The organism is Pseudomonas sp. SJZ079, assembly GCF_007993865.1.
Taxonomy (GTDB): Bacteria; Pseudomonadota; Gammaproteobacteria; order Pseudomonadales; family Pseudomonadaceae; genus Aquipseudomonas.
In genome coordinates, this window is the sequence record NZ_VIUH01000003.1 from 290269 (window position 1) to 302060 (window position 11792).

At 59.8% G+C, this 11792-nt stretch carries 11 protein-coding genes; 7 read left to right on the top strand and 4 right to left on the bottom strand.

Translation table 11 applies throughout. The annotated features are described in order from the left end of the window. Positions 1-11: 11 nt before the first annotated feature. The 3 genes from FBY03_RS05450 to FBY03_RS05460 all read right to left on the bottom strand — a co-directional run bounded on the left by FBY03_RS05450 (position 12) and on the right by FBY03_RS05460 (position 2756). Positions 12-761, bottom strand: a complete 750-nt coding sequence (locus FBY03_RS05450; protein ID WP_147171175.1) for a class I SAM-dependent methyltransferase — start codon at positions 759-761, stop codon at positions 12-14. A 2-nt stretch (positions 762-763) separates the two neighbouring features. Continuing rightward, on the bottom strand, positions 764-1108 hold the full coding sequence (locus tag FBY03_RS05455; protein ID WP_147171176.1) for a pentapeptide repeat-containing protein: 345 nt from the start codon (positions 1106-1108) through the stop codon (positions 764-766). Between the two features lie 85 nt (positions 1109-1193). Continuing rightward, the gene (locus FBY03_RS05460) at positions 1194-2756 is read right to left on the bottom strand and encodes a bifunctional aminoglycoside phosphotransferase/ATP-binding protein (RefSeq protein ID WP_147171177.1); all 1563 of its coding nucleotides are present in this window, start codon (positions 2754-2756) and stop codon (positions 1194-1196) included. Between the two features lie 120 nt (positions 2757-2876). Between FBY03_RS05460 and mrcB the strand changes: the two genes are divergently transcribed. The 3 genes from mrcB to FBY03_RS05475 are packed head-to-tail and all read left to right on the top strand — an operon-like array spanning position 2877 to position 6245. Continuing rightward, on the top strand, positions 2877-5195 hold the full coding sequence (mrcB, locus tag FBY03_RS05465) for a penicillin-binding protein 1B (RefSeq protein WP_147171178.1): 2319 nt from the start codon (positions 2877-2879) through the stop codon (positions 5193-5195). Between the two features lie 16 nt (positions 5196-5211). Beyond that, on the top strand, positions 5212-5916 hold the full coding sequence (locus tag FBY03_RS05470) for a tetratricopeptide repeat protein (RefSeq protein ID WP_147171179.1): 705 nt from the start codon (positions 5212-5214) through the stop codon (positions 5914-5916). Beyond that, entirely contained in the window at positions 5916-6245 is a 330-nt protein-coding gene (locus tag FBY03_RS05475) for a YqcC family protein (protein ID WP_147171180.1), read from the top strand. The genes FBY03_RS05470 and FBY03_RS05475 overlap by 1 nt, the downstream gene beginning before the upstream one ends. Positions 6246-6261: 16 nt before the next feature. Here FBY03_RS05475 and FBY03_RS05480 read toward each other — a convergent pair whose 3' ends face one another. Further along, positions 6262-6696, bottom strand: a complete 435-nt coding sequence (locus FBY03_RS05480; RefSeq protein ID WP_147171181.1) for a DUF4124 domain-containing protein — start codon at positions 6694-6696, stop codon at positions 6262-6264. A 404-nt stretch (positions 6697-7100) separates the two neighbouring features. Between FBY03_RS05480 and FBY03_RS05485 the strand changes: the two genes are divergently transcribed. From FBY03_RS05485 to pssA, 4 genes are all read left to right on the top strand, one after another. After that, positions 7101-8825, top strand: a complete 1725-nt coding sequence (locus FBY03_RS05485) for an acetolactate synthase 3 large subunit (protein ID WP_147171182.1) — start codon at positions 7101-7103, stop codon at positions 8823-8825. 2 nt (positions 8826-8827) lie between these two features. Then, positions 8828-9319: an acetolactate synthase small subunit gene (gene ilvN / locus FBY03_RS05490; RefSeq protein ID WP_147171183.1), complete on the top strand. Its 492-nt coding sequence runs from the start codon at positions 8828-8830 to the stop codon at positions 9317-9319. Between the two features lie 46 nt (positions 9320-9365). Further along, positions 9366-10382 carry a ketol-acid reductoisomerase gene (gene ilvC / locus FBY03_RS05495; protein WP_147171184.1) on the top strand — a complete coding sequence of 339 codons (1017 nt, stop codon included), beginning with the start codon at positions 9366-9368 and terminating at the stop codon, positions 10380-10382. A gap of 156 nt (positions 10383-10538) precedes the next feature. Next, on the top strand, positions 10539-11354 hold the full coding sequence (pssA, locus tag FBY03_RS05500; protein WP_147171185.1) for a CDP-diacylglycerol--serine O-phosphatidyltransferase: 816 nt from the start codon (positions 10539-10541) through the stop codon (positions 11352-11354). Positions 11355-11792 lie beyond the last annotated feature (438 nt).

The window sequence follows — 11792 nt, forward strand, 5'->3', positions numbered from 1 at the left end:
GGAGAAAACACTCAGGATGGGATGCCTGCCAGAAAGTGTAGCGGCCAGCGGACAACGCGTGGCTGATTGCTATCACCCCAGGCTTCGCGCAGGGCGGGCGCAATCTCGGCCACGGGATCGCGGTCGTGCTGGTGTTCCCAGCATTGCACCGCCGACCAGGTGCGCAGATAGCCGAGCAGCTGGTTGAAGTTCCACTGCATTTCGATGGCCAGATCGGGTAGCTCGATGCGTGGGAAGGGTGCGTAGAGGTCGCAATAGCCGGCGTCGACACTGCTGCGCCCGGCGGGCCAGTAGCCGCCCAGAGTGCCCCAGTAGAAAACGTCGATCAGTTCATCCAGCGGTCCGTCGATACGCAGCAGGCTGTAGCACCAGGCGCAGAACAATCCGCCGGGCTTGAGCAGGCGGGCCACCTCGGCGAAGAATTCCGGCGTGGCGAACCAATGCAGGGCCTGCGCGACCACGACCAGATCGAGGCTGGCACTGACCAATGGTTGTGCCTCGGCACTGGCGGCAAACAATGTGATGTCGCCGAAGTCTTCGCTGGCGCGCAGCTGGTCGAGACTCGCATCGCAGGCCAGGACCTGCGCGAAGTACTGGCGGAGCGGGCGGCTGGCCTGGCCATTACCGCAGGCGATGTCCAGGGCGCGCTGGTGCTCGGGGCAGCGATTGGCCAGCCAGTGGAACAGTGCGTCCGGATACTCGGGGCGGAAGCTGGCGTAGGCACCGGCGCGGGCGCCAAACAGTTGGGGGATCTCGCTCATGGTTATCGGGTGCGGTAGCGCAGGCGGGTGCCAAAGTTGACTGACATCAGTATCTCGTCAGCAGTGAGTTCGGCGGGGAAGTAGGCGCCTGAGATTTGTGCATGAGCCAGGCTGGCGCCTTCCAGTTGTGCCTGGCGCAGGTCGAGGCCGCGCAGGTCGGTGCCGCGGAAGTACGCGTCGCTGAAATTGATGCGTTCGGCGTTCAGGGCGCGGAAGTCGAGGCCACGAAAATCGCCGCCACTGAGGTTAATCTCCTCATTTTGCGGTTTTCGGCTGTTGAATCCGCTGATGTCTTCGTTATACAGCAGGCGGTAGAGCGGGCAATCGAGTTGGCGCGGCTGGCTCATGGGGGCTATCCATTGCAGGGTTTCCAGCCAGTATAGAAGCCACGGCAAGCTCTGCTCGCCATGGCTGACTCGAGTGTTGTGCGCTTTACAGGCCAGGCAAGCGCTGACGGATGCGTGCTACCAGGCTATCCAGGCTGGCGCTTTGGTGGGTTTCGACGCGTTTGCTGTGGGCTTGTTCGTCGTCGTTGAGCGCTTCGCGGCTGGCGTGCTGCGTCTGGATGACCTCGAGCGTGGCATCGGACGGGTCCTGGTCCGCGGCCTGACGCTGGGCCAGCCAGCTGGCGATCACCTCGTCTGGAGCATGACAGTCGAGGATCAGGAAGGGCGCGCCGGTGTTTTCGGCAATCTGCCAGGCGGCCCGACGCTGCGCCTGCTTCAGGTAGGTGGCATCGATCACCACCGGGAAGCCCGCGTGCAGCGCAGCATCGGCCAGTTGATGCAGGCGTTGGTAGGTCGCCGCGCTGGCGTCCTGATTGTAGATGCCGGCGCTTAACTGAGCTTGGTCACCGCTCTGCTGCTCGCCGAACAGGCGCTTGCGTTCGACATCCGAACGTAGACGGATGGCCCCGAGTGCCTCGACCAGGCGCATGGCAACCTGGCTCTTGCCGACCGCAGAAACGCCATGGGTAATGGCCAGGAAACGCGAAGGGATGGCGCTGTAGCTCTCCGCCAGGGCGGCGTAGCTGCGGTATTGACGCAGAATCACTGCGCGCTGCACCGCGTCCTGTTCCTGGCCGAGGCGGAACAGGCTGACTTTGCCGCGTACCATGGCGCGGTAGGCTCTATAGAAGTTCAGCAGGTCCAGCGAAGCGTAGTCGCCGGTGTGCTCCAGCCAGGTGCTGACGAAGCGCCGCGCCAAGGGTTTCAGGCCGCGGTCTTCCAGGTCCATGGCGAGGAAGGCGGCGTCCGAGACGATGTCGATCAGGCGGAAGGGTTCGTTGAATTCGATGCAGTCGAACAGCGTGACCTGGCCGTCGAGCAGGGTGACATTACCCAGGTGGATATCACCGTGGCATTCGCGAATGAAACCCTCGGTTTTACGTTGCGCCAGGAGTGGCTTGAGTCGTTCGAAGCTGCTTTCGGCCCAGGCCTCTAGGGCATCGAGTTGTTGCAGGTCGGCTTGATCCGCGAGCAGCGGGCGGACCTGTTCGAAATTCTGCCTGATCGGCGCCATGATCGCTTCAGGCGTACCGAGTTCATGCTCCTGCGCTACGTGTGGGGCGTTCAGATGAAAGTGGGCGATGCTCTGGGCCAAGGCGTCGATGTGCGCCTCGCTCATCTCGCCGCGCGCCTGCACCTCACCCAGCAACTGGTCCTGGGGGAACTGGCGCATTTTCAGCACGTACTCGATGACCGGGCCGTCGCCATTCAATTGCGGCGCCTCGAGGCTACCGTTGATCGGCAAAACCTCCAGGTACAGGTCGTGAGTCAGGCGTTGATTGAGGCGCAGTTCTTCCTTGCAGAAGTGTTCGCGGGCCGCTAATTCGGTGAAGTCGAGGAAGCCGAAATTCACCGGCTTCTTGATCTTGTAAGCGTAGGGGCCGGTCAGCAGGACCCAGGAAATGTGCGTCTCGATGACCTGGAAGCCGTCCACCGGGTGAGGGTAGAGGGCCGGGTTTTGCAAAGCGGCAATCAGGGCTTGGCTCACGGGTGATCCTTGGCTATGCGAACAAATTTAAGAGGCGGGCATTATGGCGGCTGCGAGCCGCTGTGCAAACCGCTGGGCTGCGCCTGCTTGTGCCCGGCAAAGTGCGTATAATGCCGCGCCATGACTCGTACCCGATCCCCCCGTTCTCGTTCAAAACGCCGCGCGCGTGGCATGCGCCCCTGGTTGGGCTGGGCTATCAAGCTCGGTCTGGTCGGTTTGGTCGTACTCGCCGGTTTTGCGGTTTACCTCGATGCCGTGGTGCAGGAGAAGTTCTCCGGTAAGCGCTGGACAGTGCCCGCCAAGGTCTATGCCAGACCGCTGGAGCTGTTCGTCGGGCAGAAACTGGCCAAGACTGATTTTCTCAAGGAATTGGACGCCCTCGGCTATCGCCGGGAAAACGCCGGTAATGGCCCCGGTGGCGTATCGGTGGCCGGCAATAACCTCGAATTGCATACCCGCGGTTTTCAGTTCTATGAAAGCAGCGAACCCTCGCAGCGCGTGCGTGTACGCTTTTCCGGCGATTACGTCGCCGGCCTGAGTCTAGCCAACGGTAGCAATCTGGCAGTAGCCCGATTGGAGCCCTTGCTGATTGGCGGGCTCTATCCCGCGCACCAGGAAGACCGGCTGTTGATCAAGCTGGAGCAGGTGCCGCCTTATCTGGTGGAAACCCTGGTGGCGGTCGAAGATCGCGAATTCTTCAATCACTTCGGCGTGTCGCCCAAGTCGATCGCCCGTGCCGTGTGGGTCAACGCCACGGCCGGGCAATTACGCCAAGGCGGTAGCACGCTGACGCAGCAGTTGGTGAAGAACTTTTACCTGACCAACGAACGTAGTCTCGCGCGCAAGGCCGTCGAAGCCATGATGGCCGTGCTGCTGGAATTGCATTACGACAAGAAGGACATCCTCGAGGCCTACCTCAATGAGGTCTTCCTCGGTCAGGATGGCCAGCGTGCGGTGCATGGCTTCGGTCTGGCCAGTCAGTATTTCTTCAGCCAACCGCTCTCCGAGCTGAAGCTCGAGCAAGTGGCGCTGCTGGTCGGCATGGTCAAGGGGCCTACCTACTACAATCCACGGCGTAACCCGGAGCGGGCCCTGGAGCGGCGTAACCTGGTACTCGACGTTCTCGCCGAACAGGGCGTGGTGACGCCCGAAGAGGCCAATACGGCCAAGCAGAAACCGCTCGGTGTGAGTAGCCGTGGCAGCCTGGCCGACAGCTCGTTTCCGGCTTTCCTCGATCTGGTTAAGCGCCAGCTGCGCGAGGACTATCGCGAGGCCGATTTGACCGAAGAAGGGCTGCGCATCTTCACCAGTTTCGATCCGATTATCCAGCTCAAGGCCGAAAGCGCCCTGGCCGACTCGCTGAAGCGCTTGTCCGGGCGCAAAGGCGTGGATCAGGTGGAGGCCGGGATGGTCGTGAGCAACCCGGAAACCGGTGAGGTCCAGGCATTGATCGGCAGTCGTCAGCCGCGCTTTGCCGGCTTCAACCGGGCCTTGGATGCGGTGCGGCCGATTGGCTCGCTGATCAAGCCGGCGATCTACCTGACCGCGCTGGAGCGTCCTAGCCAGTACACCCTGACCAGCTTGCTCGAGGATCAACCTTTTTCCATCAAGGGGCAGGACGGTCAGGTCTGGCGTCCGCAGAATTACGACCGCAAGGCCCATGGCACGATTTACCTGTACCAGGGGTTGGTCAACTCCTACAACCTGTCCACTGCCAAGTTGGGGCTGGAACTGGGCGTGCCAAACGTACTCAAAACCCTTGAGCGCCTGGGTGTCGAGCGCAAGTGGCCGGCCTATCCGTCGATGCTGCTGGGCGCGGGTGCACTGAGCCCGCTGGAAGTGGCGGATATGTATCAGACCCTGGCCAATGGTGGCTTCAATACCCCGTTGCGAGGGATTCGCAGTGTCTTGACCGCCGAGGGCGAGCCGCTTAAGCGCTACCCCTACCAGATTCAGCAGCGTTTCGATGCCGGTGCGATTTATCTGCTGCAGAACGCCATGCAGCGCACCATGCACGAAGGCACCGGACGCTCGGTGTATAACCAGTTGCCCCGCTCTCTGGCGTTAGCGGGTAAGACCGGGACCAGTAACGACTCGCGGGACAGCTGGTTTGCCGGCTTCAGCCAGGATCTGTTGGCGGTGGTCTGGCTCGGCCGCGACGATAACGGCCCAACGCCGCTGACCGGTGCCAGTGGCGCCTTGCAGGTGTGGACCGACTTCATGCGCAAGGCCGACCCGCTGCCGCTGGACATGCCGCTACCGGATAACGTGGTGCAAGCCTGGGTGGACGCCAACAGCGGGCGAGGCTCCGACCCGAGCTGCCCGAATGCCGTGCAGATGCCGTATATTCGCGGCAGCGAACCAGTCCCTGGCATCGCCTGTGGCATTCAGGCGCCGGTCGACTCGGTCATGGATTGGGTCCGTGGCTGGTTGGATTAATTGAAGAGGGTGTGACGTGACTAAGTGGTTGATTCCTGCTTTAACTGCCTCGGTATTGCTGGGTGGTTGCGCCAGCGTGCCACGCGGCTCGATTCCGGTGGTCGAGTCTGGCTCGTCGGCCTCTGAGCAGCAACAGGGCAGCGTTGGCGGTTATGGTGCGCCGGCTAGCCCACGACCGAGCCAGCCACAAGACTCGGGTGTGGTGGTAATGGTGCCGGGTGCAGGTGGCAGCAGTGCGCCGATTCAAAGCTTTCCTGCGCCCAGTACGCCGATCAGCGGCAGTCAGGGCAGTGCGCCGCTGAGCACTGACTCGAGTGGCTCGGGGGCTTACGGCGCGCCAGCTCCGGTGATGCCGAGCGGAATTCCGAGTTCGGGAGGCTTGGCTGCCGATGAGCAGTTGGATGGCCCGGTCTTGGCATTGTTGACGACTGCCCAGCAACAGCAAGGTAGCGGTGATCTGAATGGCGCGGCGTCCAGTCTGGAGCGGGCTCAGCGCATCGCGCCGCGTGAGCCGCAGGTGCTCTTTCGTCTGGCAGAGGTTCGTTTGGCTCAGGGCGATGCGGCCCAGGCCGAGCAGTTCGCGCGTCGTGGTTTGAGTTATGCCAGTGGTCGTCCGGCGCTGCAGGCCAGCTTGTGGAACCTGATCGCCCAGGCTCGTGAGCGCCAGGGCGATCCTGCCGGTGCGGCGCAGGCGCGTGAGCGTGCGCGGGTCAATCTCTGATGGATGCACGTGTGCTGGCGGTGGCTGAGCAGTTGTTGCTGATCGAGCGTGAGCTGCGAGCGCAGGGCTGGTGGAGCGATCAGTCGCCGAGCGAGGCATCCATGGCCAGCCAGCAACCCTTTTGCGTCGATAGCATGGCATTCGAGCAGTGGTTGCAATGGATCTTTCTGCCGCGCATGAAGCACCTGCTTGAAACAGAGGCAGAGCTGCCTACTGTCTCTGGGATTCAGCCCATGGCCGAGCAGGTGTACGGCCAGCGCATGGGGCAAGCCAGGGAGCTTATAAGGTTGCTGGGTGCATTCGATCAGCTGATCGCTGGCGCGACCTGAGGCCGCGCTGGCCTGCTTATTTGCAGTTACTGGCGATCGACTTCTTGGCCTCAGCAATGCGCTGTTGACGCTCCTCTTCGGTTAGGCGGCGCACCTCACCTGCTTCCTCGACTCGCACTCGTGGGTTGTTCTCCAGTTGCGCGAGGTTTGTGCGCACGCTTTCGCAATGCTTCTTGCGCTCGACTTCCTTGGCGGCGATTTCTCGTTTGACCTTCTCGTCAATCGCGGCCTGCTCGGGGTCGGCGATGCTCTGGAAAGTCGGTGCAGCTTTCTCCTCAACAGGCTTGGGCGGTGGGGTCGCGGTATTGATGGTTGTGCTTTGCTGGCCTTGCGGTGGCTGCGCACCGAAGTGGGTGACCCCTTGTGCATCGACCCACTTGTACACCTGGCTGGCCATGGCGGTTGCGCTCAGGGCGAGCAGCAAGCTGCTGGTGAGAATTATTCGGCGCATGCTGTTTCCTTAAATGAGCTGCGAAACCTGGTGGTTACTATAACGAAAAAGCTTGAATCTTCATCCTGCGCTGCGTCACAGCAGAAGATTGCAGATTCCGCTACGGATCACTTGACTTGCTTCGCGCGAATCCGAACAATTCAACGTTCGCTGTAGTGGAGTCCGCCGCAAGCAGGCTTTAGCTCAGCAGACATGAGGCGCACACCCGCGCCGACCTGTTACACCCGCAACGCGTTACCTCGCGCTGGGTGGGAAGGCCCCGCAATACTTGGGGTGTTCCCAGTACTTGCTCAGTAGTAGCTGACGTAGTCGGCGACCACCGTCGCTCATGCTCTGCTTGGCAGTAAACCTATCTTAGACCGTCCCGCTGTGGGCGGTTTTCTGGCGTTTTAGAGGTGAACAACGTGGAGCTTTTATCCGGCGCTGAAATGGTCGTCCGCTTTTTGCGTGACGAAGGCGTTAAGAACATTTATGGCTACCCTGGCGGTGCCTTGCTGCATATCTACGATGCCCTGTTCAAAGAGCCGGAAGTGCAACATATCCTGGTCCGTCATGAACAGGCGGCAACGCATATGGCCGATGGTTATGCCCGCGCAACCGGTAAAGCCGGTGTGGTGCTGGTGACCTCTGGCCCGGGCGCGACCAATGCCATTACCGGTATTGCCACGGCCTACATGGATTCCATTCCGATGGTGGTGCTGTCCGGCCAGGTGCCCAGCAACATGGTCGGTACCGATGCCTTCCAGGAAACCGACATGATCGGTATCTCCCGGCCGATCGTGAAGCACAGCTTCATGATCAAGCATGCCTCGGAAATCCCAGACGTATTGAAGAAAGCCTTCTATCTGGCGCAGTCTGGCCGTCCCGGTCCGGTTGTCGTGGATATTCCAAAGGACATGACCAATCCGGCCGAGAAATTCGAATACGTTTACCCGAAGAAAGCCAAGCTGCGCTCCTATAGCCCGGCATTGCGCGGGCATTCCGGGCAGATCCGCAAAGCCGCGGAATTGCTCCTGAGCGCCAAGCGACCCGTGCTCTACTCCGGTGGTGGGGTGATCATGGGCGGCGCCGCGGCGCCGCTGACCGAACTGGCGAAAATGCTCAACCTGCCGGTGACCAATACCCTGATGGGCTTGGGCGGCTATCCGGGCACCGATCGCCAGTTCCTCGGCATGCTGGGTATGCATGGCAGCTACACCGCCAACCTGGCGATGCACCATGCCGATGTGATTCTCGCCGTGGGCGCGCGCTTCGATGATCGGGTAATCAACGGCCCGAGTAAGTTCTGCCCGAACGCCAAGATCATCCATATCGACATCGATCCCGCTTCGATCTCCAAGACCATCAAGGCCGACATTCCGATTGTCGGTCCGGTGGACAGCGTGCTGACCGAGATGGTCGCGATCCTCAAGGAAATCGGCGAAGCCCCGGGCAAAGAGGCATTGTCCAGTTGGTGGAAGCAGATCGAAGAATGGCGTGGTAGCCGTGGCATGTTCCCGTACGACAAGGGTGACGGCAGCATCATCAAGCCGCAGACCGTGATCGAAACGCTGAGCGAGGTGACCCACGGCGATGCCTTCGTCACCTCCGACGTGGGTCAGCATCAGATGTTTGCGGCACAGTACTACCGCTTCAATAAACCCAATCGCTGGATCAACTCCGGCGGTCTCGGCACCATGGGCTTCGGCTTCCCGGCTGCGATGGGGGTCAAGCTGAACTTCCCTGACGACGACGTAGCCTGTGTCACCGGTGAAGGCAGTATCCAGATGAACATCCAGGAGCTGTCGACCTGCCTGCAGTACGACCTGCCGGTGAAAATCATCAACCTGAACAATGGCGTCCTCGGTATGGTGCGCCAGTGGCAGGACATGATGTACAGCAGTCGTCATTCGCACTCCTACATGGAGTCGTTGCCCGATTTCGTCAAGTTGACCGAGGCCTATGGTCACGTGGGTATGCGCATCACCGACGTGAAGGATCTGAAGCCCATGATGGAAGAGGCGTTCGCGCTGAAGGATCGTCTGGTATTCCTCGATATTCAGGTCGATAACAGCGAGCACGTCTATCCGATGCTGATCAAAGACGGGTCGATGCGTGATATGTGGTTGAGCAAGACGGAGCGGACTTAAGCATGCGACACATCATTTCCCTGCTGCTGGAAAACGAGCCAGGCGCTTTGTCCCGTGTGGTCGGTTTGTTCTCGCAACGTAACTACAACATCGAAAGCCTGACCGTGGCGCCAACCGAGGACCCGACCTTGTCGCGTCTGACGTTGACCACCGTGGGTCACGATGAGGTGATCGAGCAAATCACCAAGAACCTCAACAAGCTGGTTGAAGTGGTCAAGCTGGTGAACCTGTCGGAAAGCGCGCATATCGAGCGCGAGCTGATGCTGGTCAAGGTCAAGGCCACCGGTGCTCAGCGCGCAGAGGTCAAGCGCACCACGGATATCTTCCGTGGGCAGATCGTCGATGTAACCAGCAGCGTGTACACCATTCAGTTGGGCGGCACGAGCGACAAGCTGGACAGCTTCATTCAGGCGATCGGAACTGCCGCAATCCTGGAAACCGTACGTAGCGGCGTCACCGGAATCTCCCGTGGCGACAAAGTACTCAGCATTTAAATCTTAGGCGAATGGCCCGTGAGGCCAGTTATATAGGGGAATTTCCATGAAAGTGTATTACGACAAAGACTGTGATCTCTCGATCATCCAGGGCAAGAAAGTCGCCATCATCGGCTACGGCTCCCAGGGCCACGCCCAGGCATGCAACCTGAAAGACTCCGGTGTCGACGTGACCGTTGGCCTGCGCAAAGGCTCCGCCACTGTCGCCAAGGCCGAAGCGCACGGCTTGAAAGTGACTGACGTTGCTTCCGCCGTCGCTGCAGCCGACCTGGTCATGATCCTGACCCCGGATGAGTTCCAGTCCAAGCTGTACAAGGACGAAGTCGAACCGAACCTGAAGAAGGGCGCTACTCTGGCCTTCTCCCATGGCTTCGCCATCCACTACAACCAAGTCGTGCCGCGTGCTGACCTCGACGTGATCATGATCGCGCCGAAAGCCCCGGGCCACACCGTGCGCTCCGAGTTCGTCAAAGGCGGCGGTATTCCTGACCTGATCGCGATTTACCAGGATGCTTCCGGCAATGCCAAAAACCTCGCGCTTTCCTACGCGGCAGGTGTGGGCGGCGGTCGTACCGGCATCATCGAAACCACCTTCAAGGACGAAACCGAAACTGACCTGTTCGGCGAGCAGGCTGTTCTCTGTGGCGGTACTGTTGAACTGGTTAAAGCTGGTTTCGAAACCTTGGTTGAAGCTGGCTATGCGCCAGAAATGGCCTACTTCGAGTGCCTGCACGAGCTGAAGTTGATCGTTGACCTCATGTACGAAGGCGGTATCGCCAACATGAACTACTCGATCTCCAACAACGCCGAGTACGGCGAGTATGTGACCGGCCCGGAAGTGATCAACGCCGAATCCCGTCAAGCCATGCGCAACGCGCTGAAGCGTATTCAAGACGGCGAGTACGCCAAGATGTTCATCAGCGAAGGGGCTACCGGCTACCCGTCGATGACCGCCAAGCGTCGTAACAATGCGGCTCACGGCATCGAGATCATCGGCGAGCAACTGCGCTCCATGATGCCTTGGATCGGCGCCAACAAGATTGTCGACAAGGCCAAGAACTAAGGCTGGTCGATTCAAGAAAAACGCGGCCTTGGCCGCGTTTTTTCATTCTAGTACGAGGCTTCTGGTATAAAGCCTGATTACTAAGTCAGAGTTACCTGCGAATCATTGTCGGTAACCGCTGTCGATATTTTCCATCTCCGTTGCAAGGTATTGTTCATGAGCGAACGTCCAGAAGAGCCAACGCCGGCCCCCGACGCCGAAAGCATGCTGCCAATCGATGAGCATGAGGAAGAAGGGCATGACGCCGAGGGGCGTAAGGTTCGTCATCGCGGTATCTATCTGCTACCCAATCTATTTACCACGGCTAATCTGTTCGCCGGTTTCTACGCAATCATCAATGCCATGAACGGCAATTTCTATGTGGCCGCTGCTGCGGTATTCGTGGCCATGGTGCTGGATAGTCTGGATGGGCGAGTGGCGCGACTGACCAATACGCAGAGCGCTTTTGGTGCTGAGTACGATTCGTTGTCCGATATGGTCGCCTTCGGTGTGGCTCCAGCGTTGCTCGCCTTCGAGTGGGCGCTGGGCAGCATGGGCAAAGTCGGCTGGATGGTGGCGTTTATCTACGTCGCGGGTGCTGCCTTGCGCCTGGCGCGGTTCAATACCCAGGTTGGCACAGCGGACAAACGCTTTTTCATCGGTTTGGCCAGCCCCGCTGCGGCTGGTGTGGTGGCAGGTACCGTCTGGGCCTTTAGTGACTTTGGCATCAAGGGCTCGAATATGGCCTTTGCCGTGGCGATGTTGGTGGCTGCTGCCGGCATGCTGATGGTCAGCAATATCAAGTACCACAGCTTCAAGGATCTTGATCTGAAAGGGCGCGTACCTTTTGTCGCTATCCTGGCGGTGGTGTTGGTCTTTGCTGTGGTGTTCAGTGATCCGCCACGGATTCTCCTGATCATCTTCCTTGCGTATGCAGCTTCAGGCCCCGTGCAATACTTGTTGCAGCTGCGTCGCCGCAAGCCGGCCAAGTAATCTGTTTTTTGGTTTAGCTCCGTGGTTTATTTGGTGCGCCGTCACCTATGGCCACGGAGCCGTCTTCCTTCCCCTCTTTTAGTCTCTCGCCTTTCAGGCGTCCCTCCGGCTCTCCCTATCTGCTTCGTCGCCGGTTCTGTGCGGTCACTGGTCGTCCATGTTTGTGGTGGTATGGCCCAACGCGGGTTGGACGATAGCGATACATTATTTCGCTACTGATTCTGAATGAGTAGATAGCTGCATGCGTGCATCCGATGCGAAGTTTTACTTCGGCGGTATGGGATGTGGTGCTGTGCGGGCTTTGCCATTGATTGGTAGTGCGTATGGGTCGGCTCTCGATGAGCTAGTGTTCCGTCCCTCAAATAACTACTATTAATCGAGTGTATTGAGGGGCGGAGGCGGGGCTATGAGAACAGGCCGACCGAAGGCTGAGCTGGT